Annotated in this window: 19 protein-coding genes; 5 read left to right on the top strand and 14 right to left on the bottom strand. The window is 72.4% G+C overall.

From position 1 onward, the window contains the following. Positions 1 to 48 precede the first annotated feature (48 nt). The 5 genes from ACWDAG_RS04805 to ACWDAG_RS04785 are packed head-to-tail and all read right to left on the bottom strand — an operon-like array spanning position 49 to position 6,650. Positions 49 to 1,224 (bottom strand): ABC transporter permease, encoded by a 1,176-nt coding sequence (locus tag ACWDAG_RS04805; protein ID WP_450694153.1) that lies wholly within the window; start codon positions 1,222 to 1,224, stop codon positions 49 to 51. Next, entirely contained in the window at positions 1,221 to 2,390 is a 1,170-nt protein-coding gene (locus ACWDAG_RS04800) for an ABC transporter permease (protein ID WP_450694152.1), read from the bottom strand. The genes ACWDAG_RS04805 and ACWDAG_RS04800 overlap by 4 nt, the downstream gene beginning before the upstream one ends. A 6-nt stretch (positions 2,391 to 2,396) precedes the next feature. After that, positions 2,397 to 3,374: an ABC transporter ATP-binding protein gene (locus ACWDAG_RS04795; protein ID WP_450694151.1), complete on the bottom strand. Its 978-nt coding sequence runs from the start codon at positions 3,372 to 3,374 to the stop codon at positions 2,397 to 2,399. Positions 3,375 to 3,410: 36 nt separating this feature from the next. Then, positions 3,411 to 5,738 (bottom strand): heavy metal translocating P-type ATPase, encoded by a 2,328-nt coding sequence (locus tag ACWDAG_RS04790; RefSeq protein WP_450694150.1) that lies wholly within the window; start codon positions 5,736 to 5,738, stop codon positions 3,411 to 3,413. Between the two features lie 30 nt (positions 5,739 to 5,768). After that, on the bottom strand, positions 5,769 to 6,650 hold the full coding sequence (locus ACWDAG_RS04785; RefSeq protein ID WP_450694149.1) for a universal stress protein: 882 nt from the start codon (positions 6,648 to 6,650) through the stop codon (positions 5,769 to 5,771). 312 nt (positions 6,651 to 6,962) lie between these two features. On the opposite strand from ACWDAG_RS04785, the gene ACWDAG_RS04780 reads away from it, so the two are divergent. From ACWDAG_RS04780 to ACWDAG_RS04760, 5 genes are all read left to right on the top strand, one after another. Next, complete coding sequence (locus tag ACWDAG_RS04780) at positions 6,963 to 9,656, top strand: bifunctional acetate--CoA ligase family protein/GNAT family N-acetyltransferase (protein ID WP_450694148.1); 2,694 nt, start codon at positions 6,963 to 6,965, stop codon at positions 9,654 to 9,656. Between the two features lie 11 nt (positions 9,657 to 9,667). Then, entirely contained in the window at positions 9,668 to 10,399 is a 732-nt protein-coding gene (locus ACWDAG_RS04775) for a CBS domain-containing protein (protein WP_450694147.1), read from the top strand. A 16-nt stretch (positions 10,400 to 10,415) separates the two neighbouring features. Continuing rightward, positions 10,416 to 10,925 (top strand): flavodoxin domain-containing protein, encoded by a 510-nt coding sequence (locus ACWDAG_RS04770; protein WP_450694146.1) that lies wholly within the window; start codon positions 10,416 to 10,418, stop codon positions 10,923 to 10,925. A 257-nt stretch (positions 10,926 to 11,182) separates the two neighbouring features. Then, a complete protein-coding gene (locus ACWDAG_RS04765) occupies positions 11,183 to 13,198 on the top strand; it encodes a galactose-binding domain-containing protein (protein ID WP_450694389.1) in 2,016 nt (671 codons plus the stop codon). Between the two features lie 27 nt (positions 13,199 to 13,225). After that, a complete protein-coding gene (locus tag ACWDAG_RS04760; protein ID WP_450694145.1) occupies positions 13,226 to 13,834 on the top strand; it encodes a TetR/AcrR family transcriptional regulator in 609 nt (202 codons plus the stop codon). A 17-nt stretch (positions 13,835 to 13,851) separates the two neighbouring features. Here ACWDAG_RS04760 and hypE read toward each other — a convergent pair whose 3' ends face one another. From hypE to ACWDAG_RS04715, 9 genes are all read right to left on the bottom strand, one after another. Next, positions 13,852 to 14,886, bottom strand: coding sequence for a hydrogenase expression/formation protein HypE (gene hypE, locus ACWDAG_RS04755; protein ID WP_450694144.1), 1,035 nt, complete (start codon positions 14,884 to 14,886; stop codon positions 13,852 to 13,854). Next, positions 14,883 to 15,986, bottom strand: coding sequence for a hydrogenase formation protein HypD (gene hypD / locus ACWDAG_RS04750; protein ID WP_450694143.1), 1,104 nt, complete (start codon positions 15,984 to 15,986; stop codon positions 14,883 to 14,885). The genes hypE and hypD overlap by 4 nt, the downstream gene beginning before the upstream one ends. Positions 15,987 to 16,002: 16 nt before the next feature. Further along, positions 16,003 to 16,623, bottom strand: a complete 621-nt coding sequence (locus tag ACWDAG_RS04745) for a CBS domain-containing protein (RefSeq protein WP_232651837.1) — start codon at positions 16,621 to 16,623, stop codon at positions 16,003 to 16,005. Continuing rightward, positions 16,616 to 17,989, bottom strand: a complete 1,374-nt coding sequence (locus tag ACWDAG_RS04740; protein ID WP_450694142.1) for a Ni/Fe hydrogenase subunit alpha — start codon at positions 17,987 to 17,989, stop codon at positions 16,616 to 16,618. Before ACWDAG_RS04740 ends, ACWDAG_RS04745 begins: the two co-directional genes overlap by 8 nt. Further along, the gene (locus ACWDAG_RS04735; RefSeq protein ID WP_450694141.1) at positions 17,986 to 18,759 is read right to left on the bottom strand and encodes an NADH-quinone oxidoreductase subunit B family protein; all 774 of its coding nucleotides are present in this window, start codon (positions 18,757 to 18,759) and stop codon (positions 17,986 to 17,988) included. The genes ACWDAG_RS04740 and ACWDAG_RS04735 overlap by 4 nt, the downstream gene beginning before the upstream one ends. A gap of 1 nt (position 18,760) precedes the next feature. Further along, the gene (locus tag ACWDAG_RS04730) at positions 18,761 to 19,567 is read right to left on the bottom strand and encodes an FAD/NAD(P)-binding protein (RefSeq protein ID WP_450694140.1); all 807 of its coding nucleotides are present in this window, start codon (positions 19,565 to 19,567) and stop codon (positions 18,761 to 18,763) included. Further along, positions 19,564 to 20,028: a Crp/Fnr family transcriptional regulator gene (locus ACWDAG_RS04725; protein ID WP_450694139.1), complete on the bottom strand. Its 465-nt coding sequence runs from the start codon at positions 20,026 to 20,028 to the stop codon at positions 19,564 to 19,566. The genes ACWDAG_RS04730 and ACWDAG_RS04725 overlap by 4 nt, the downstream gene beginning before the upstream one ends. Then, the gene (locus ACWDAG_RS04720) at positions 20,028 to 21,158 is read right to left on the bottom strand and encodes a 4Fe-4S dicluster domain-containing protein (RefSeq protein ID WP_450694138.1); all 1,131 of its coding nucleotides are present in this window, start codon (positions 21,156 to 21,158) and stop codon (positions 20,028 to 20,030) included. Before ACWDAG_RS04720 ends, ACWDAG_RS04725 begins: the two co-directional genes overlap by 1 nt. 152 nt (positions 21,159 to 21,310) lie before the next feature. Continuing rightward, positions 21,311 to 21,568, bottom strand: a complete 258-nt coding sequence (locus ACWDAG_RS04715; RefSeq protein ID WP_450694137.1) for a HypC/HybG/HupF family hydrogenase formation chaperone — start codon at positions 21,566 to 21,568, stop codon at positions 21,311 to 21,313. Positions 21,569 to 21,572: the final 4 nt, after the last annotated feature.

Raw genomic sequence — 21,572 nt, 5'->3', positions numbered from 1 at the left:
AGTTGCCGCCCTCGCGGGCCGACCGGCCCGATGCGACGGGTTGGTCGGTCACATTCCGGCACCAGCGGTCAGCCGGTGCCGCAGGGCCAGTGACGCGCAGCTGAGGAGCACCACGGCGAAGCCCGCGAGGACGGCCAGGTCCCGCATGATCGCCGAGAGGTCCCCGTTCCGGGACAGCAGCGTCGTCCACGCGTCGACGGCCCAGGCCTGCGGTACCGAATGCCCCGCGGCCCGCAACCAGCCGGGCACCAGCGCCAGCGGCCACATGCAGCCGCCCAGCATGCCCATCCCGATGCCGAGGGCCGGTCCGATCGCGTGCACCTGTTCCGGCGTACGGAACACGGCCCCGGCCAGCACCCCGGCGCCGGTGCCGACCAGCGCCCACAGGGCGATCAGGGCCCCGGCGGCGAGCGGATCGCCCCAGGCGACGTCGAAGGCCAGCGCGCCGATGCCGACGATCAGCAGGGACTGCAGGAGGGCCAGCAGCAGGTAGGCGACCGTCTCCCCGAACACCAGGGTGCGGGCGGCGACCGGCGCCGCGAGTGCCCGCGCGTACACGCCGGTCCGGCGGGTCTGCACGATGGCCGCGCCGCCCGCCAGAGCGTTGATGAACACGAACAGCACCAGCATGGTCGGCGTGCTGTAGCTGTAGCCGAGCGGCAGGTAGTCGCTCTGGCCGTTGACGGTCTCGGTGCGTACGGCGATGGGGGACGAGGCCCGTTCCGCGTCGTGGGCGCGTGCGAGGGCGCCGTCGAAGGAGCTACCGGTCTCGTTCCTCGCGAAACCGGCGGCCTGCAGACGCGCCGCATGCGCGGCCACCACCGCCGACACCGAGGTCACGGCCGAGTGCCCGGCACTGCCCGAGGGCTCCACCAGGACCGGGACCGTGACGGAGTGCCCGGCCCGTACCTGCGAGTCGAGGCCGGACGGCACCACGACGACCGCGTCCAGCTCGGCCCGGCGCAGCGCTGTACGCGCGTCGGCCGCGGTGTCGTAGGTGCGGGTGCGCAGTCCGGGCGCGTCCCGCAGGTCCGCCGCCAACTCCTGCGCCACCGGGCCCGCTTGAGGGGCGGAGACGAGTCCGATCCGGAACTTGTCGAAGCCGCTGACGGTGACACCGATGACGACGATGATCGCGACCGGGAGCAGCACCATGAAGAACAGCGCCGTGCGGTCGCGCAGCACCCGCGTGAGGGTGGCCCGGGTCACGGCGAGCGCGGTCATGACGTCCTCCTCAGCCGAAGAAGCAGTACCGTCAGCGCGGTCACGGCCGCCGAGAACACGGCGATGCCGAGCAGCGGGGCGCCGACCGCGTCCCAGCCGCGCACGCCGGTGCCCAGGTCGGTGAACCCGCGCAGGGCCCATCCGTTGGGCGTGAACAGGGCGAGGCGGCGGATCAGCGGCGTCGTCCCGGAGGCGAAGACGAAGTTGCCGCCGAGCAGGACGAGCGCGAAGACCAGGATCGAGGCGAGCCCCTGGGCCTGCTGCTCGGTGCGCACGAGCGCGATGACCAGCGCCGTCAGACACACCACGGACACCGCCATGGCCACGCTGAGCGCCGCGACCCCCAGCGGATCGGCCCACTGGGCGTCGAAGGCGAGCCACGACACCAGTGTCACGGTGGCGAGACCGGCCAGGCTGTAGACGAACGTCGAGACCGACTTGCCGATCAGCAGCGCACCCCGCCCCACGGGCGCCGCGGCGATCCGGTCGAGGGTGCCCTGCTGCTGCTCGACGAAGTAGCCGCGCGCCGCGAAACCCACCGTGAACAGTACGAAGAACATGCCCATGCTCGGCCCGAAGTAGCTGATCACCTTCAGCGGGTCGTCGGGCAGCCCCTGTACCCGTATCCGCTCCGGCAGCCTCAGCAGGGCCGCCTTCGCGGCCAGGCGGGGGATGTCGCGCTGCGGGGCGCCCGCGGCGACGGCCGTGGCGACCGACAGCCGGTCGGCGTTGACCTGGGCGACGTACGACTCGGTGACCGCCCGGGCGAGCTGCGCCTGAAGACCGTAGTCGACGCTGTCCAGGACCCGCACCGGCGCGGCGCCGCCGCCGTGCAGCGACGCGGTGAACCCCTGCGGCACCACGATCGCGGCGTGCACGTCGCCCGCGTCCACCGCCCGCCGGGCAGCGGCCTCGGCGCCGTAGGAGCGCACATGGACCGTGCCGCGAAGCTCCGGGCTCTTCAGCACCTCGGTGAGCCCGGCGGCGGCCGGACCACGGTCCAGGTCCACGACGCCGAGGTTCGCGCGGAACGTGTCGTTGTTGTTGAACGCCAGGGCCATCAGCGCGGAGATCAGCACCGGCGCCAGGAACACGATCACCCAGGCCGACCGGTCGCGCAGCCGCTGCCGCAGGTCCTTGGCGGCGATGGCGAGCACTACACGCACGACGCCTCACTCCCTCAGCGCGGTGCCGGTCAGATGCAGGAACACCGCCTCCAGGTCGGGCTCGTCGATCTCCACACTGCGGATGCCGACGGCCTGCTGGTGGGCGAGATCGAGGAGGTCCGGCAGGAGGCTCCGCGCATCCTTGACGACCAGCTCGACCACGTCGCCGCGATCGCCGCCGCGCGCCACGCCCTCGACCCGGGGCAGCCGGCGGCAGGCCTCCGTGTACGCCGACAGGCCCCCGACGGCGGTCAGCCGGACCCGGTCGCGCTCGGCCACCAGCTGCACCAGCTCGCGCGGGCTGCCCTCGGCGATCAGACGGCCGCGGTCGATGATGCCGACCCGGTCGCACAGCCGCTCGGCCTCCTCCATGTAGTGCGTGGTGTAGAGGACGGCCATGCCTTCCTCGCCGAAGCGGGTGACGCTCTCCAGGATCGCGTGCCGGCTCTGCGGGTCGACGCCCACGGTGGGCTCGTCGAGTACCAGCAGGGTCGGCGAATGCACCAGCCCCGCGCCGATGTTGAGGCGTCGGCGCATGCCGCCCGACAACGACTCGACGCGGTCGCCCGCCCGCGAGCCCAGGTCGACGAGGTCCAGCACCTCGTCGACGCGCCGTTCCAGCCCCCGGCGCGGCAACCGGTAGAGCCGGCCGAAGAAGCGGAGGTTCTCGCGCACGCTGAGGTCGGGGTAGAGCGCCACGTCCTGCGGGACGAAGCCGATCAGCTGCTTGGCGGGCCCGGCCGCGGTGCTCACCGGACGGCCGGCCACGTGCACGGTCCCGGCGTCGGGGCGCAGCAGCCCGCAGACCATCCGGATCGTCGTCGTCTTGCCCGCGCCGTTGGGGCCGAGCAGCCCGTACGTCTCTCCGGGCGCGATGCGCAGGCTCACGTCGTCCACGGCCGTGCGGTCGCCGAACCGCCGTATGAGATGGGCGCAGTCGAGGACCGGCCGCGCGGGGTCCGGGTTTCGCGGGGGATCGGTCATGTCGTCTCCTCGAAGAGCGTGGCCCGCAAGGGGCTCTCAGGGGGCGAGGGAGAAGTAGCTCTCCTCCTCCTGCGTGAAGTGCAGGCGCAACACGGTGTGCAGGCCGTAGAGGCAGGCCCGCAGGTCGTCGAGCTGCTCCGGTGACAGGGAACCGTCGCGGCGGGCCAGCGCCAGGTGGGTGGCGATGCGGCGGGCGAGTCGCGCGATCTCCGCGTGCGCACGGCTCATGGTGACGGTCGCCTCGGGCCCGCCGAGGGTCGGCGCGAGCGCGGGATACAGCTGGTGCTCCTCGGCGTCCTCGTGCGGCAGCAGGCGCTCGGTGAGCAGCCGGTGCACTTCGCCCACTGCGGCGAGGGACTGCGGGCCCGCCCCGTCCGACAGCCGGTCCGCGGCGTCACGTACGGCGTCCAGGACGTCCTGGAGGTCGTCGTGTTCCGCGGCGAACCGGTGGATGAGGGCCTCGGCCGAGGGCGTGAGCTGCGGCCGGCCCCGCCGGTCGTCGCGCAGCACACGCAGAGCGTTGAGGATCACCGCGACATCGATGCCCTCCTGCAGCAGGGCGCCCACGGCCGGAGCCAGCAGGCCGAAGGCGGCCGCGACCATGGCGGCAAGCGACAGCAGCATGCCGCCGAGCGCGCTCTGCACGGCGATGCGCCGGGCCCGTACGGCGATGGCGACGGCGTCGGCCAGGCGGTCCACCCGGTCGGTGGTCAGTACGATGTCGGCGGCCTCGGAGGATGCCGTGGAGCCCCGGGCGCCCATCGCGACGCCGACGTCGGCGGCCGCGAGGCCAGGGGCGTCGTTGACTCCGTCGCCGACCATCACGGTGACGGCACGCTCGTGCTCGGCGCGCACCGCGGCGACCTTGTCGGCGGGCGCGAGATCGGCCCGTACGTCGTCGAGACCGAGGACGGCGCCCACCTCGCGCGCGGGCTCGGCACGGTCGCCGGTGAGCATCACGAGCCGCTCGATGCCCGCCGCGCGCAGGCGGCGCAGGGTGCGCGGGGCGTCCGGGCGCAGCGGATCGCGCAGGAGCACCGCGCCGACGGGGCTGCCGTCCACACAGAGCCAGGCCACGGCCGCCTCGTCCAGGACCGCCCGGTTGTCCACCGCCCTTGCCCAGGCGGGCAGTTCGGAGGTCTGGGCGGCGCGGCGCCCGATCGTCATCCGCCGCCCTGCCACGGTGCCGGTCGCACCCCGGCCGGGTTCCTCCGACACGTCCTCGGGCACGGACAGCCGCAACCCCCGTTCACGGGCCGCGTCGACCACCGACTGGGCCAGCACGTGCGGGGAGTACTGGTCGAGGGAGGCCGCAAGCCGCAGCACCTGGGCCGGCTGCCAGCGCGGTGCGGCGACCACGTCGAGAACGCGGGGGCGGCCGGCCGTGAGGGTGCCCGTCTTGTCGAGCAGCAGCGTCCGGGCCCGGCCCAGGTTCTCCAACGCGCCTCCGTCGCGGATCACCACGCCGAGACGGGAGGCCCGGGACAGACCGGAGACGACGGCCACCGGTGCCGCCAGCAGCAACGGACACGGTGTCGCCACCACCAGCACCGCCACCGCCCGCACGGCGGAGCCGCTCAGCAGCCAGGCCAGGCCGGCGACCATCAGGGACAGCGGCAGGAACCAGGCGGCATAGCGGTCGGCCAGCCGCACCACCGGAGCAGACTCCGCGCCCGCCTGCCGGGCCAGCCGCACGATCCCCGCGTAGGTGCTGTCCTGCTCGGTCGCGGTGGCGCGCAGCTCGAAGGCGCCGCCCGCGTCGACCACCCCGCTGCGCACCGCCTCGCCCTGCACGCGCCGCACGGTGAGCGGCTCGCCGGTCAGCGCGGACTCGTCCAGCACGGCCTCCGCCCCGGCCACCCGGCCGTCGACGGGCACCACCTCGCCGGGCCCCACGACCAGCAGGTCACCGACGGCGACCTGCGCCGACGGGACCGTGCTCACCCCGTCGTCGGTGAGCAGCCGAGCGGTGCGCGGGGCACGTTCCAGCAGGGCCCGCAGATCATGCGAGGCGCGCCGCTGCGCCGCCGCCTCAAGGGTGCGGCCGGTGGCGAGCATCAGCGCGATCAGCGCTCCGGCCAGGTACTCGTGCACCAGCAGGGTGCCGCCGAGCGCCAGCACGGCGATCACGTCGACACCGGCGTGGCCGCGCCGGAGGGCGGCCAGCACCCAGCCGAGCGCCGGGCCCACGGCGGCGACGGTTCCCACGGCCCAGCACACGTCGGCGAGACCGGAGGCGCCGGCGAGTCGGGCGACGCCGCCCGCGACGAGTGCGGCCGCCGTCACGGTCAGCAGGACGGGTTCGAGCCTGGGCGCGCCGAACAGGCGGCGCTGCTGCTGTTTCCCCATGATGCTTCCGTCCATGACAGGCCTCGATCGGGCGGCCGTTGCGGGTCAGTCGTGCGGTACCACGGCGACTGGGCACGGCAGGTGGTGCAGGGCCGCGTGCGCGACGGGGCCGAGCTTCCAGGTGAGCGGCGAGGGATGGCGCCGACGACCCACCACGGTGAGCCTGCTGCGCGTGGACGCCGCGAGTAGAACCTGTGACGCGGAACCCCGGGCGACGTGGTCGACGACCTCGACGCCGGGGAACTTCTCCTGCCATGGCGCGAGGTCGGCGGCGAGCCGCGCGCGTTCGTCCGCCTCGTAGCTCTCCCCGGCCCGGGACGCGTGCGGATGCGTCACCAGCGACGACGGCGGCAGCGCCCGGACCGCGCGCACCCTGGCTCCGTGCAACTCGGCTGCGGTGAAGGCGAACTCCAGCAGCGGATCGGCGACCGGTGGAGGTTCCTGGACACCGACGACGACCTCCTGCCGGCCGATCGCCGCCGGGCGGCCCCAGCCGTCCTCCACGGCGGGATCGCCGGCCCGCACGGTCACGGCGGGGCACTGGGCCAGACCCAGGACGTGCAGGCTGACGGAGCCGAGCAGGAAGCCGGCCACGGAGCCGTGGCCGCGCGAGCCCAGCACCAGGAGCGTCGCCCTCTCGCCCGCGTCCACGAGAGCCTTCGAGGCGGACTCCGACACCAGTTCGGTGACCAGGGAGAGGCCGGTGTGCCGGTGCAGCAGCTCGGCCTCCATCCGCTGCAGCACCCGCGCTCCGTAGCGCTGCTTGTCGAGGGCTTCCTGCGCGACGGGCACGTCGAGCGGCTGAGTGGTCCAGGAGTGCAGCAGCAGCATGGGCAGGTGCCGGTCCACGGCCTCGCCTGCCGCCCACCACGCGGCTGTCACGCTCGCGGGAGAGCCGTCGACTCCGACGACGACGGGTCCGGCCATGGCGCACCTCCGGTGTCGGCGCGGCGGATGCCGCGCATATGCCTCCCACCCTCCAGGCTGGCTGCCGCTCGACCGGCGAGGGAGGGCCGGACGGTGCGCCCCTCGGGCCCGTATGGCCCTGCGACACGATGCCGTGCCACGGACGCCGGCTTTCGAAGGCGAGGTGGGGGCCGCCCGGCCGACGGCGCCGGACCATGCACCGTCTCCGGGACCGAGGGCCGACCGGCCCCCTCATCACCGCCGGTCAGCCCCTGGGACCCCGCCCCGTTCCGCTGGACGCTCGAGGTGGAGAGAAACCTGGAGGAGACCGCGATGACGGACCACACGACCAGCGCGCCCCCGGTCCACGCCCTGCTCGCGGACGGCACCACGGTGTGCATCCGTCCCGTGGCGGCAGCCGACCACGAGCAACTGCAGGGGCTGTACGAGGAGATGTCCCCGGAGAATCTGCGGCTGAGGTTCTTCGGTGTCAGCCGGCGTTCCGCCGAGATGGCCGCCGACCGCGCCTGCGCCGCACCGCACCCTGGATACCGCGCGCTGTTGGCCGAGCGGGCGGGCCAGGTGATCGGTCTCGCCGAGTACGACACCGGCGGCCTCGGCACCGAGGCCGACATGTCCATCGCGGTCGCCGACGGACTGCACCACCGCGGCGTCGGCACCCTCCTGGTGGAACACCTCGTCTCCGCCGCACGCGCGGAGGGCATCACGACGTTCACCGCCGACGCGCTCAGCGAGAACCGAGAGGTGCTCCGGCTCTTCGCCGACCTCGGCCTGCACGTAGGCCGGCGCTTCGAAGGCCCCGAGGTGCGCTGCACCATCGCCCTCGACGAGGACGAGAGCTACTTCTCGGCGGTCGAGGAGCGCGGCCGGGCCGCCGACGTGCTCAGCCTGCGCCCCCTGCTGCGGCCGCAGGCGATCGCCGTCATCGGGGCCGGGCGCAAACCGGGCTCCGTGGGCCGGGCGATCCTGCACCATCTGAAGGCCGGCGGCTACACCCGCCGCATGTTCGCGGTGAACCCCGCCGCGACCTCGCTCCTCGGCGTGCCCTGCCACCCCTCGGTCAGCGCCCTGCCCCTGACCCCCGACCTCGCCGTCGTCGCCGTACCCGCCGCCGCGGTGCCCGCCACCGCCGAGGAGTGCGGCAAGGCGGGAGTGCGGGCCCTGCTCGTGGTCACCGCCGGGCTCGACGCCGACCAGGCGCAGGCGCTGCTGGCGGCCTGCCGCACCTACGGCATGCGGCTGGTCGGCCCCAACTGCCTGGGCCTGTCCAACACCGACCCGGAGCTGAGCCTGGACGCGACCTTCGCCGCGAACCACCCGCGCCCCGGTACGGCCGGCGTCGCCGTGCAGTCCGGCGGCGTAGGCATTGCCCTCCTGGACGGGCTGTCCCGGCTGGGCATCGGTGTGTCGTCCTTCGCGTCGCTCGGCGACAAGTACGACGTCAGCGGCAACGACATGCTCCAGTGGTGGGAGAGCGACGGCCGCACCCGCCTGGCGCTGCTGCACCTGGAGTCGTTCGGCAACCCGCGGGCCTTCTCCCACACCGCCCGCCGCGTCGCGCGCCGTATGCCCGTGCTCACCGTCGACGCAGGCCGCACCGACGCGGGCCGACGCGCCGCCGCCTCGCACACCGCCGCGGCCGCCACCCGCACCATGACCCGCGCGGCGCTCTTCACCCAGGCCGGCATCACCGCCACCCGCTCGGTCGGCGAACTCCTGGACGCAGCGGCCCTGCTGCACTCCCAGCCGCTGCCCGCCGGACCCCGGATCGCGATCGTCACCAACGCGGGCGGAGCCGGAGTCCTCGCCGCGGACGCCTGCGCCGAGGCCGGACTCGCGGTGCCCGCGCCCACCCCGCACCTGATCGACGACCTGCTCGCCCTGCTGCCCGACGGCGCCGCCGCCGGCAACCCCGTCGACGCCACCGCGGCCGTCACGGAGGACCAGCTCGCGCAGTGCGTCGACCGCCTCATGCGGCACGGCGACGCCGACGCCGTCCTGGTCGCCCTGGTGCCCACGGCAGTGGCCGCGGCCACCGGCGACGACCTCGTACGGGCCGTGACGCGGCTGTCCGGCCCCCGGCCGAAGCCGGTGGTCGCCATCCGCCTCGAACAGGCGCTGCCCGTGGAGCTGCTGCCCGCAACCGACGGCAGCACCGTGCCCTCGTACGCCGAACCCCAGGCGGCGGCACGAGCGCTGGCCCATGCCGTGCGCCGCACGGAATGGCTCGCCCGCCCCGCCGGGACGGTCCCCGACCTCGACGGCGTCGACACGGCGCGTGCCCGTTCCGTCGCCGAGACCTACCTCGACGGCCACCCGGACGGCGGCTGGCTCGGCCCGCGGGAGTGCGCCGCACTCCTCGACTGCTACGGCATACCCCAGTTGCCGTGGTCCTGGGCCGAGACCGAGGACGACGCGGTCCTCGCCGCCGACCGGCTGCGCGGGGCCGACGGCCGGGTGGTCATGAAGGGCCACTGGCCGGGTCTGCTGCACAAGACCGCCGAACACGCCGTCCATCTCGACCTGCGCGGCGACTCCCAGGTGCGCGCCGCCTTCCGGGACTTGGAGACCCGCTTCGCCGGCCTGCTGACGGGTGTGGTGCTGCAGCCGCTCGCCGACCGCGGCACCGAACTGTTCGCGGGCGTCGTCCAGGACGAGGTCTTCGGCCCGCTCGTGCTGTTCGGCCTCGGCGGCACCGCCACCGAGGTGCTCGCCGACCATGCCGCGCGCCTGGCACCGCTCACCGACCACGACGTGCACGACCTGATCACGGCGCCGCGCTGTGCTCCGCTCCTGTTCGGCGCGAACGGTGCGCGGCCCGTCGACCTCGAAGGACTCGAACAGCTGCTGCTGCGCCTGTCCCGGATGGCGAGCGACCTGCCGCAGCTTGCCGAGGCCGACTTCAACCCCGTACTCGCGACACCGGGCGGAGTGACCGTGCTCGATGCACGGGTGCGCCTGCTGCCGCGCAGGCCCCACGACCCGTATCTGCGCCGCCTGCGCTGAGGAGGAACGTCATGAAGCACAACAAGGTCGGCTCCGTGATGACAACGGAGGTCGTCCGCGCCGAGTACGGCACCCCGTTCAAGGAGGTCGCACGGCTGCTCGGCGAACACCGCATCAGCGGACTGCCGGTGGTCGACGAGGACGAGAAGGTCATCGGTGTCATCTCCGAGACGGATCTCATGGTGCGGCAGGCCGAGACGCCGGACCCGTACGAGCCGAAGAAGCGCCACTGGCCGGCCTCCGCGACCCGTGCGTCCCGGCAGCGGGCCGCGAAGGTCAGGGCCCGCACGGCCGGTCAGCTGATGACCCAGCCGCCCCTCACGGTGCACGCCGACAACACCATCGTCGAGGCGGCCCGCACCATGGCGCAGCACCACATCGAACGGCTGCCCGTCCTCGACGAGGAGCACCGGCTGGTCGGCATCGTCACCCGCCGCGACCTGCTCCAGGTCTTCCTGCGGCCCGACGCGGACATCCGCAACGAGGTCGTCGAACAGGTGCTGGTGCGTGCCCTGTGGCTGCCGCCACGCAGCATCGACGTCCAGGTGGTGGAGGGTGTCGTCACGCTCTCCGGTCACATGGAACGCAAGAGCGAGACGGAGATCGCCGTCTCCATGACCCGTCAGATCGACGGAGTCGTCGCCGTCGTCGACAAGCTCACCTACCGGCTGGACGACGCCAGGATCCAGCCCCAGGAGCAGGCCCTGCACGGCGTGGCCGACGACTGGCTGCGCAAGCTGTGAGAGGAGGCGGACCGTCATGTCAGGCAACGTGCTGGTCGCCTACGGGACGACGAACGGATCGACCGCGCAGATCGCCGAGACCGTGGCCGAGGTCCTGCGCAAGGAGGGGCTCAAGGCCGCCGCACTGCCGGCCGGGGCCGTGGTCGACCTGACGGGATACGACGCCGTGGTGGTCGGCGGCGGGCTGTACGCCGGACGTTGGCACAAGGACGCCCGCCGGTTCGTGCGCCGGCACCGCCGCGCACTGGCCGAACGTCCCCTGTGGTTCTTCAGCAGCGGCCCGCTCGACGCCTCGGCCTCGGAGCGGGACATCCCGCCCGTGCCGGGCGTGCGCCGCGCGATGACCCGGCTCGACGCCAGGGGGCACGTCACCTTCGGAGGCTGTCTGCAGGAGGGTGCCAAGGGCCGCATCGCCAAGATGATCGTGCGCAACGGAAAGGGCGGGGATTACCGCAACTTCCCCGAGATCGAGGCATGGTCGGCACGTGTCGCCGGTGAACTGGTGGCGGAACGGGCGACGAACTGAACAGCGGGAGAAGCACGGAACGCGGTGCGGGCGGTTGAGGGGCACGGCCTCGTGGCGCGTGGCCGACGGAGGCTACGCGCCATCAGGTCAAGCGTCCCGGACCCTTGACTCGGAAGGTGCCCGCACCCATCCTCGTCCCATATCTTGCGCTGGTCATGACAACCTCATGGGTTGGTCAACCGCGCGATCCCGCCGACCGAGGGACGTGGGCCGTGACGCCGACTCGACGCTCGTACCGCAGCCGCAAGAACGTCACCATGGTGTCGCTGTTTCTCCTTCTCCTGACCCTGGTCCTCGGGCCCGTGCCGAGTTCGGCGGCCGGCAACGACTGGTGGGTCCCGACCTCGCGCCCGGCCCCGGACGCCCAGATCAACGTCACCGGCGAACCCTTCACCGGCACCGATTCCGCGGGCGAGGTACGCGGATTCGTCGACGCGCACAACCACCTCTTCTCCAACGAGGCCTTCGGGGGTCGGCTGATCTGCGGCAAGGTGTTCTCCGAGGCGGGTGTCGCGGACGCGCTCAAGGACTGTCCCGAGCACTACCCCGACGGCACCCTCGCGGTCTTCGACTACATCACCCACGGCGGCGACGGCAGGCACGACCCGGTCGGCTGGCCGACCTTCAAGGACTGGCCGGCGTACGACTCGATGACCCATCAGGCGAACTACTACGCCTGGCTGGAGCGGGCCTGGCGCGGCGGGCAGCGGGTGCTGGTCGACGACCTCGTCACCAACGGCATGATCTGCTCGGTCTACCCCTTCAAGGACCGCGGCTGTGACGAGATGACCTCCATCAGGCTGCAGGCGAAGCTGACCTACCAACTGCAGGACTACATCGACAAGATGTACGGCGGCCCCGGCAAGGGCTGGTTCCGGATCGTCACCGACAGCGCACAGGCCCGTGAGGTGATCAAGCAGGGCAAGCTGGCGGTGGTCCTGGGCGTGGAGACCTCCGAGCCGTTCGGCTGCAAGCAGATCCTCGACATCCCGCAGTGCAGCAAGGCCGACATCGACAAGGGCCTCGACGAGCTGTACGGGCTCGGCGTGCGCTCGATGTTCCTGTGCCACAAGTTCGACAACGCGCTGTGCGGCGTCCGCTTCGACTCGGGAGGCCTCGGAACGGCCATCAACGTAGGGCAGTTCCTCTCCACCGGCACCTTCTGGCAGACCGAGAAGTGCACCGGCCCCCAGCACGACAACCCCATCGGCACCGCCTCCTCCGCCGCGGAGAAGGACCTGCCTGCGGGCGTGGACGTCCCCTCGTACGACTCCGACGCCCAGTGCAACAAACGCGGCCTCACCGACCTCGGCGCATACGCCGTGCGCGGCATGATGAAACGCAAGATGATGCTGGAGATCGACCACATGGGCGTCAAGGCCGTCGGCCAGGCGCTGGACATCCTGGAGTCCGACTCCTACCCCGGAGTGATCTCCTCGCACAGCTGGATGGACCTGAACTGGACCGAGCGGGTCTACTCCCTCGGCGGCTTCGTCGCCCAGTACATGCACGGCTCCCAGGGTTTCGTCGCGGAGGCCGCCCGCACCAAGGCGCTGCGCGACAAGTACCACGTGGGCTACGGCTACGGCACCGACTTCAACGGCATCGGCGACCACCCGGCCCCGCGCGGAGCCGATGCTCCCAACAAGGTCACCTACCCCTTCAGGAGCGCCGACGGCGGCTCGGTCATCGACCGGCAGACCACCGGTGAGCGCACCTTCGACTTCAACACCGACGGCGCAGCCCACGTCGGCATGATCCCCGACTGGATCGAGGACATCCGGCTCAACGGCGGCCAGGGCGTGGTGAACGACCTGATGCGGGGTGCCGAGTCCTACCTCGACACCTGGGGTGCGACCGAGCAGCACCAGGCAGCGGTCAACCTGGCCAAGAGCGCGAGCGCCAGCGCCAGTTCCTCCGAGTGGAACCCGTTCACCAGCTACCAGCCGGGCCGGGCAGTCGACGGCGACGACGGCACCCGCTGGGCCAGCGACTGGAGCGACGACCAGTGGTGGCAGGTCGATCTGGGCGCCACCCATCGGGTCAGCCGGGTCACACTGGCCTGGGAGCGCGCCTACGGCAAGGCGTACCGCATCGAACTGTCCACCGACGGCACCGACTGGCAGACCGTCTGGTCCACCACGTCCGGCGACGGCGGCCTGGACACCGCCCGCTTCACCGGCACACCGGCCCGCTACGTCCGCGTCCACGGCCTGCAGCGCGGCACCGACTGGGGATACTCCCTGTACGAAGTGGGCGTCCACAGCGCCTGAGGTCCCTCACCACCCCCGAGGACGCACATGGCACGCATGCCGTCGGCCGAGCGGCGCAGACAGCTGACGGAAGCGGCGATCAGGGCGATGGCCCGGGACGGCGTCGCCAGGACGACGACCCGGTCCATCGCCGCCGAGGCGGGCGTGTCCCTGAGCGTCTTCCACTACTGCTTCGACTCCAAGCAGGCCCTGGTCGAGGCCGTCATCACCACCCTCACCGACCACTCGGTGAGGGTGGTGAAGCAGGCCCTGCGGCCCAGGGCCACGCTCGTGGAGACCGTCCGGGCCGGCTTCCAGGCGTACTGGGACCACGTCCGCGCCCACCCCGACGAGCACATGCTCACCTACGAACTCACCCAGTACGCCTTGCGCGAGCCGGGTTTCGAGCACCTGGCGCGACGTCAGTACGAGCTGTACGGCGCCGCGTACACCGAGCTCATCGACGGGCTGCGCCGCACCATGGATCTTCAACTCGCCGTCCCGGCAGGCGTGCTGGCCCGCTACCTGGCCGCCATGACCGACGGGCTGACCCTCAACTACCTCGTCCTGGGCGACGAATCAGCCTGGACCGACATCCTCGACACGGTCACCACCCACATCGCAGGACTGGTCCACGGCGACGTTCGCCGGGCCTAGCCGCAGATGATCCGGCGTCAGCAGATACGGGGGAGCTGCTCGCCCAGTGGCATCTCCACGATGCGCCGCGCACCGACCAGCGTCCGCAGGGTGACCCGCCCGCGAGGTCCCTCCTGCAGCACCTCGCCGATCCGCACCGCCTGCGCCCCCTCCGGCAGCGACCTGAGGGCGGCCAGCGCCCGTTCGGCCGCGCCGGCGTCGACGAAGGCGACCAGGCAGCCCTCGTTGGCGACGACCAGCGGGTCCAGGCCGAGCAGGTCGCAGGCGGAGGCCACCGCCTCCGGCACCGGGACGGCGCTCTCCTCGATCTCCACGGCGACGGACGAGTCCCGGGCGATCTCGTTGAGCGCGGCGGCCAGCCCGCCCCGGGTCGGGTCGCGCAGCACATGGACCGCGGCGCCCAGCGGCGCCAGGGCGCGCACCAGCCGGTGCAGCGGCCGTGTGTCGGAGGCGATGTCGCTCTCGAAGCCGAGCCCTTCACGGGTGCTCAGCACGGTCGTGCCGTGCAGTCCGACCGGCCCGGACAGCAGCACCACATCGCCCGGGCGGGCCGACGCGGCCGACGGGCACAGCAGTTCGTGCCGCTGTCCGACACCGGTGGTGTTGATGAACAGCCGGTCGGCCGCACCGCGGCCCACCACCTTGGTGTCCCCGGTGATCACGGGCACGCCCACGTCCTGCGCCGCCTTGCCCAACGAGGCCATGACGGAGCGCAGTTCGGCCAGCGGCAGGCCCTCCTCGACGATGAGGGACACGGACAGGGCGAGCGGCCAGGCGCCCCGCATGGCGAGGTCGTTGACCGTGCCGTGCACGGCGAGGGATCCGATGTCCCCGCCGGGAAAGGACAGCGGGCTGACGACGAAGCTGTCGGTGCTCATCACCAGGCCGGGATGGCCGGGCAGCAGCGCCGCATCCTCCAGCGGGCCCGTGCCGTCGCCCACGGCGGGCAGGACGAGCTGGTCCAGCAGCTCCGCCGTCAGGCGTCCGCCGGCGCCGTGGCCCAGCAGGACGACCTCGTCCTCGTGGTTCGGGGTGGGGCATTGGATGCTCATGCGGTGCTCCTCGTCGGAGTGCGTCCGGCCGCGTGGAAGGCGGCGCACGTTCCCTCGGACGACACCATCGGCGCGCCCAGGGGGTGGCGGGGGGTGCAGCGGGTGCCGTACGCGGTGCAGTCGGTCGGCAGCCTGGCCCCGGTGAGGATGGCGCCCGCGATGCACTCCGCGTCCTCGACGGGGCACAGTCCGCCCACGTCGAAGCGGCGGGCGGCGTCGAACTGCCTGTACCGCTCGGCGAGTTCGAGACCGCTGTCGGGGAGTGCCCCGATGCCCCGCCAGGCCCGGTCGGTGACCCGGAAGACCGCCCGGACGGCGTCCTGCGCGTCGGTGTTGCCGGACCGGCGCACGGCGCGCACGTACTGGTTCTCCACCTCCGCCCGGCCGTCCTCCAACTGCCGTACGGCCATCAGGATGCCCTCCAGCAGGTCCAGCGGCTCGAAGCCGGTGACCACGATCGGGACCCGGTAACGGGCGGCGATCGGCTCGTACTCGGTCCAGCCCATCACCGCGCACACATGCCCGGCCGCCAGGAACGCCTGCACCTCGCAGTCGGGGTCGTCGAGCAGCGCCGTCATGGCGGGCGGCACGAGGACATGGCTGACCAGCATGGAGAAGTTCTTGAGGCCGAGGCGGGCCGCGTGCAGCACCGCCATCGCGTTGGCCGGCGCGGTCGTCTCGAAGCCCACCGCGAGGAAGACCACCTCCCGCTCGGGGTGGTCGGCGGCCAGGCGCACGGCGTCCATCGGGGCGTAGACCACGCGTACGTCCGCGCCGCGCGCCCGCAGCGACAGCAGGTCGGTGTCCGTGCCGGGCACGCGCAGCATGTCTCCGAAGCTGGTGAGGATCACACCGGGCCGGGCGGCGATCGCCATGGCCCGGTCCAGGGTCTCCAGCGGGGTCACACAGACCGGACAGCCGGGGCCGTGGATCATCCGCATCCCGGCAGGCAGCAACTCGTCGATGCCCTGGCGGACCAGCGTGTGGGTCTGCCCGCCGCACACCTCCATGATCCGCCAGGGCCGGGTGGCGGTCTGCCGCAATTCGTCCAGCAGCCGCCGGGCGAGGACGGGATCGCGGTATTCGTCGAGGTACTTCATCGGCCCTCCGCGTGCGTCATCGATGCGTGAGATCGAGCCGGATGTCCACGACCCCCTCCACCGCCCGCACCGCCCGTGCCACCACGGGCACCAGCATCCGGTCGGGCAGGGAGCCGCCCAGCGTCACGACGCCCTCCTTCACGCTCACGGTCAGGGGAGTGGTGACCGGGAGCTGGCCCAGCACGCTGTGCCGGATCTCCTGGGCGATCTCCTCGTCGTCACGGAGGAAGACCTTCAGCAGATCACTGCGGCTGACCACACCCTGCAGCAGGCCGACCCCGTCCACGACGGGCAGCCGCTTGACGTGTCGGCGGGCCATGATGCGGGCGGCCTCGGCCAGCGAGGCGTCGGCGTGCACGGTCACGGCCGGGGCGCTCATCAGCTCGCCCGCGGTGATCGCGCCGGCCTTCCTCCGGTCGGCCGGGTCACCCTCCTCGGTGTCCCGGAACTCCTCCTTGGCCATCAGATCGGCCTCGGAGACCACCCCCACGACCCGGCCCTCGCCCGCCAGGACCGGCAGGGCGCTGACCTTCCACTGGTCGAGCAGTTCGACGATCTCCTTGAAAGGCGCCTCACTGCCGACGGCGACGACGGTGTGCGTCATCACATCGCTCACGGTGTACGGAGATTCAGGCATCGCAGCCTCCCGAAAAGTCGTGCGAGGTGTCCGATGAGGTACGGACGACCGTCAGGTCGAGGAAGTGGGTGGAGCACGAGATGCACGGGTCGTGGTTGCGGATCGCCCGCTCGCACAAGGCCGTCAACTCGGCATCGTCCGGGTCGCGTTCGCCGATCGCACGCTGGGTCAGCCGACGCAGGTCGTCCTCGATCGCACCCTGGTTCTGTGCCGTGGGCGGTACCAGCAGCGCGCTGGTCACGAGACCGTCTGCGTCGAGTTCGTAGCGGTGATAGAGCAGTCCGCGGGGCGCCTCGGTGGCGCCGTGGCCGACGCCCGCGACCGGGGGGACCTCGGTGTAGGGGCGCGCGGGCGGCTCGTAGGCCTCGATGATCCGCAGTGCCTCCGCCACGGCGTACACGCTCTCCACCGCCCGCACCAGGATCGACCGGAACGGATTGCGGCACACCGCGCCCTCGCGCGGATCGCCGAGCCCCGCCTCGACGGCCGCCTCCAGCGCGACCGGCGACAGCCGTGCACCCCCGATCGCGAACCTGGCGAGGGAGCCGGTGAGATGCAGCCGTCCGTCCAGCCGCGAGTGCAGCGCCGTGGAGTGCTCCACATGGGTCTCGGCGACATGCTCGGTGAACTCCCGCACGGGGAAGGAAGCGGTGGAGCCGTCCGTGCGCAGCACCGTCGGGGTGCCGCTCTCGATGGCGTACGTGTCCGGGGCGGCCAGCGCCAGCAGGTCGGCCTCGACCTCGGCATCCGGGAACTCGAATCCGGCCACCCAGCGCACGGTCTCCCACGCATCGTCCAGCGCCTGCTTCAACTGCTCGGCGAGCGGCCGCAGTTCGGCACGCGTCGGCACCCGGTGGAAGCCGCCCAGCCGGACGTTGACGGGGTGCACGGCCCGCCCGCCGATCAGCTCCATCAGGGAGTTGCCCGCCTTCTTGAGCCGTAGCCCGCGCTCGACCTCCGCCCGATGGGTGCGGGCCAGCTCGATCGCGCTCGCACGGCCCAGGAAGTCCGGGGCGTGCAGCAGATAGATGTGCAGGACCTGGCTCTCGATCCACTCCCCGCAGTACAGCAGCCGGCGCAGGTCCCGGATCACCGGGTCGACCGTCGCCCCGCAAGCGTCCTCGATCGCCGCACACGCGCTCATCTGGTACGCCACCGGGCAGATCCCGCACACCCGCGCGGTGATGTCCGGCGGCTCGGTGTACGAACGCCCGCGCAGGAACGCCTCGAAGAACCGCGGCGGTTCGTAGATCTCCAGCCGTGCGTCGGTGACCGTGCCGTCGTGCACCTTCAGACGCAGGGCGCCCTCGCCCTCGACCCGGGACAGCGAGCCGACGTGCAGGACACGGGATCCACGGTGCGTCACTTGCCCAACTCCTCTTCGAAAGCGGCCGTGTTGAAGGTGTGCAGGAACCGCTCCACGTCGTCCTCGTCGAGGCCGTCGCGGCGCAGCAGCGGGATCAGCGCGGGCAGGTTCACCGACCCGGACGGGCCGAAGCAGCCGAAGCAGCCGCGGTGGTAGGCCGGGCACAGCGCCCCGCATCCGGCGTGCGTGACCGGGCCGAGGCACGGCGTGCCGTGGGCGACCGTCACACAGACCGTGCCGCGCCGCTTGCACTCGAAGCACACGCTGTGGTCCGGCACGTCCGGCTTGCGGCCGGTGAGGAATGCCGTGATCACCTCGATGAGCTGCCTGCGGTCGATCGGGCAGCCGCGCAGCTCGAAGTCGACGTCCACATGGGCCGAGACGGGAGTGGAGGTGGCGAGGGTGGAGATGTACTCGGGGTGGGCGTAGACCGTGCGCCGAAACTCGTCGACGTCCGCGAAGTTCCTCAGGGCCTGGATACCGCCGGCCGTGGCGCACGCCCCGATGGTCACCAGGTGGCGCGAGGCGGCGCGGATGGCCCGGATCCGCTCGGCGTCCTCGGCCGTGGTGATCGAACCCTCGACGAGGGAGAGGTCGTAGGGGCCCGCTTCCACCGCGCTGGAGGCCTCCAGGAAGTGCGAGATGTCCACCTCGCCCGCCAGCGCGAGCAGTTCGTCCTCGCAGTCCAGCAGGGTGAGCTGACAGCCGTCGCAGGAGGCCAGCTTGAACACCGCGAGCCGGGGCCTGGTCTTCGTGTGCGTCGCGGTCATCTCACAACTCCCTTACGGAGAGCAGGGGTTCCGCGCATTCCCAGTCCACGACGGGGCCGGCCCGGCACACCAGCAGGGGGCCGAGCTGGCAGTGCCCGCAGTGCCCGGTGGCGCAGCGCATGTTCCGCTCCAGCGACACCTGGATGCGGTCGCGGGGCACCCCGCGGTGGGCGAGTTCGCGGGACGTGGCCCGGATCATCGGCTCGGGACCGCACACATACGCCGTCGTCTCCTCCGGCTCGAACTGCGCCCGCCCGAGCAGCTGGGTGACCACGCCGACATCGCCGCGCCAGTCGACCTCGGGCTGGTCCACCGTCACGCCGGTGTAGGCGGTGGCCCAACTCGCCACCTCGGCCCGGGCGATCAGATCGCTCGGGGTGCGCGCGCCGATCAGGACGTTCACGCGCCCGTACGTGGCCGGCTCGGCCAGCACCGCCAGGATCAGCGGCCGCAGCGGGGCGAAACCGATGCCGCCCGCCACGATCACCACGTCACGGCCGCGCGCCCGCCCCGACTCCCAGCAGGTGCCGTACGGGCCGCGGATGCCGACGACGTCTCCGACCCGGGCCGCGCACAGCCCGTCGGAGACCGCGCCCACGGAGCGAACCGTGTGCGCGAGACCGCCGGTGGCCTGCACGGAGCTGACGGACACCGGAATCTCGCCACGCCCGAAGGAGTGCACCATCGCGAACTGCCCCGGCAGGAAGTCGGGGAGTGCGGGGCCCACGGGTTCGAACCGGAGCGTGACCGTGTCGGCGGTCTCCGTCCGGCGGCCGACCACCCGGTGCGGCACCGGCAGCGCGGTCATCGCTCGTCCTTCGTGTCGTAGATGCCGTACAGGTCGACCAGCCGGGCGCGGGCCGCATTCAGCCGGTGGGCCAGCACCCGGCCGACCCAGTGCTCCACGGCACGGCCGAACTCGGGGTCGTCCAGGCACATCAGCCGGACGGCGACGGCGTCGAACTCGTAGGCCTGCAAGGGCGTCACCGCCGCCGCGCCGAGCTGCCAGACGAACGGCTCGTACAGCCAGGACCAGCCGAGGAGATCGCCGACGCCGAGCGTCTCGACGACCGGCGGTCGGCGGCCGGGGACGTGCATGTCGAGGGCGGCCGTCCCACTGCGGATGATCCAGAACCGGTTCGCGTGCCCGCCCTCCTCGAACAGGCGTCTGCCCTGCGGGAAGGCGGCCTCGCGGCCGACCCGCAGCAGCCGCTCGCGGTGTTCGACGGGCAGCGCGTGGTTCATGCGCAAGGCGATCGAGGGGGGCATCAGTGCGACTCCGTTCCGCGTTCGGCCTGCAGTGCGGCCACTTCCTCCGTGATGTCGATGCCTGCCGGGCACCAGGCGATGCAGCGCCCGCAGCCCACGCATCCGGTGGTGTCGAACTGGTCGTGCCAGGTCGAGAGCTTGTGGGTGAGCCACTGCCGGTAGCGGCTGCGGGGCGAGTGGCGCACCGAGCCGCCGTGCAGATACGAGAAGTCCAGGTCGAAACAGGAGTCCCAGCGCTGCCAGCGCTCGGTGTGGTCACCGGTCAGGTCGGTGACCTCCTCCGTGGTGGTGCAGAAGCAGGTCGGGCAGACCATGGTGCAGTTGCCGCAGGTCAGACAGCGCTCGGCGACGTCGTTCCAGCGTTCGGCGTCGAGGCTCGCGCCCATCAGGGAGCGCAGGTCGACCGGGGGCAGCGAGCGGCCCATCCGGTCGCGGGCCCCGTCCACCGAGGCGCGGGCGATGGCCTCCGTGGCCAGGTCCGCGCCGTGGTGCGGGACCTGCTCCAGCAGCCGAGCGCCTTCCTCGCTGCCCACGCGCACCAGGAAGCGGTGCCCGTCCTCGTCGACCACCTCGGTGAGGGCGAGGTCGTAGCCGGGGTCGGCGGCGGGTCCGCCGCCGGTGGAGACGCAGAAGCAGGTCGCGCCGGGCTCGGTGCACTCGGCGGCGACCAGCAGGGCGCCGGACCGGCGCCTGCCGTAACCGGTGTCCTCGTACCGGCCGCCGGTCAGCACGCGGTCCTGGATGGCGATGGCCCGCAGGTCACAGGGCCGCACACCGAGGAAGGCGTACGCCGGGGCCGCGGGCTCGTGCGCGGTGAACGTCACCTCGCCCTCCGCCGTCCGGTCGGCACTCCACAGCCGCTCCCTGGACGGGTGCAGGAAGTTCTTCCAGGACTGGGGGCCCGCGCTGTGCGCGAAGGCGGCGCCGTCCTCGCGTGGCACCAGCCGGTACCGCCCGGCCTCCAGCTCGACACCCCAGCCATAAGGCAGGGCATCCGCCGAGGTCAGTTCGGACAACACGATCGCACCGTCGCGCACGGTCGGCCCGATGACGGTCCGTCCGTCCGCCACCAGCACCGCGACCAGGGCACTGAGCCCGTCCCGATCGAGGACGGCCGGGGCAGCGCTCATGTCGCTCCTCCTCCTTGTCGCCGGCTCCACTCTCAGCTTCCGACGGCGCCCGCCACCTGAGGCAGGGGCCAACTGGCCCAGCCGCACAAGCCGACCGGACCTGCAACGCCGCCAACATGCGGCCTGCGGCCCATCGCTCTGTCGGCCGAGCACTAGGGAAGGGCCTCGCCCAGTTCCCCCTCGACAGCCCCCGCCATGGCCCGCAACACGTCAAGCGTCCGCCGCGCCTCAACCTCATCGACCAAGGTGATCGCGAACCCGACATGCACGATCACGTACGACCCCACATCCGCCTCGGGCGTACAGCTCAGACAGACCTCGCGCCGTATCCCGCCGAAATCCACCGTGGCCATCCGCAGCCCCGCATCGTCGTGGATCTCCACAACCCGTCCCGGGATGCCCAGGCACATGTGC

The organism is Streptomyces sp. NPDC001157, from assembly GCF_053598255.1.
Note: the sequence above shows the minus strand (reverse complement) of the source record. Positions and strands in the feature narration are given on the sequence as shown.

What these genes read in the sequence shown, in the direction of transcription:
- ACWDAG_RS04745 (WP_232651837.1), bottom strand. Translation starts at nt 16,623, where the DNA reads ATGCCTGAATCTCCGTACACCGTGAGCGATGTGATGACGCACACCGTC.
- ACWDAG_RS04790 (WP_450694150.1), bottom strand. Translation starts at nt 5,738, where the DNA reads ATGGACGGAAGCATCATGGGGAAACAGCAGCAGCGCCGCCTGTTCGGC.
- ACWDAG_RS04780 (WP_450694148.1), top strand. Translation starts at nt 6,963, where the DNA reads ATGACGGACCACACGACCAGCGCGCCCCCGGTCCACGCCCTGCTCGCG.
- ACWDAG_RS04760 (WP_450694145.1), top strand. Translation starts at nt 13,226, where the DNA reads ATGGCACGCATGCCGTCGGCCGAGCGGCGCAGACAGCTGACGGAAGCG.
- ACWDAG_RS04730 (WP_450694140.1), bottom strand. Translation starts at nt 19,567, where the DNA reads ATGACCGCGCTGCCGGTGCCGCACCGGGTGGTCGGCCGCCGGACGGAG.
- ACWDAG_RS04765 (WP_450694389.1), top strand. Translation starts at nt 11,183, where the DNA reads ATGGTGTCGCTGTTTCTCCTTCTCCTGACCCTGGTCCTCGGGCCCGTG.
- ACWDAG_RS04775 (WP_450694147.1), top strand. Translation starts at nt 9,668, where the DNA reads ATGAAGCACAACAAGGTCGGCTCCGTGATGACAACGGAGGTCGTCCGC.
- hypD (WP_450694143.1), bottom strand. Translation starts at nt 15,986, where the DNA reads ATGAAGTACCTCGACGAATACCGCGATCCCGTCCTCGCCCGGCGGCTG.
- ACWDAG_RS04770 (WP_450694146.1), top strand. Translation starts at nt 10,416, where the DNA reads ATGTCAGGCAACGTGCTGGTCGCCTACGGGACGACGAACGGATCGACC.
- hypE (WP_450694144.1), bottom strand. Translation starts at nt 14,886, where the DNA reads ATGAGCATCCAATGCCCCACCCCGAACCACGAGGACGAGGTCGTCCTG.
- ACWDAG_RS04785 (WP_450694149.1), bottom strand. Translation starts at nt 6,650, where the DNA reads ATGGCCGGACCCGTCGTCGTCGGAGTCGACGGCTCTCCCGCGAGCGTG.
- ACWDAG_RS04735 (WP_450694141.1), bottom strand. Translation starts at nt 18,759, where the DNA reads ATGACCGCGACGCACACGAAGACCAGGCCCCGGCTCGCGGTGTTCAAG.
- ACWDAG_RS04725 (WP_450694139.1), bottom strand. Translation starts at nt 20,028, where the DNA reads ATGCCCCCCTCGATCGCCTTGCGCATGAACCACGCGCTGCCCGTCGAA.
- ACWDAG_RS04805 (WP_450694153.1), bottom strand. Translation starts at nt 1,224, where the DNA reads ATGACCGCGCTCGCCGTGACCCGGGCCACCCTCACGCGGGTGCTGCGC.
- ACWDAG_RS04715 (WP_450694137.1), bottom strand. Translation starts at nt 21,568, where the DNA reads ATGTGCCTGGGCATCCCGGGACGGGTTGTGGAGATCCACGACGATGCG.
- ACWDAG_RS04720 (WP_450694138.1), bottom strand. Translation starts at nt 21,158, where the DNA reads ATGAGCGCTGCCCCGGCCGTCCTCGATCGGGACGGGCTCAGTGCCCTG.
- ACWDAG_RS04795 (WP_450694151.1), bottom strand. Translation starts at nt 3,374, where the DNA reads ATGACCGATCCCCCGCGAAACCCGGACCCCGCGCGGCCGGTCCTCGAC.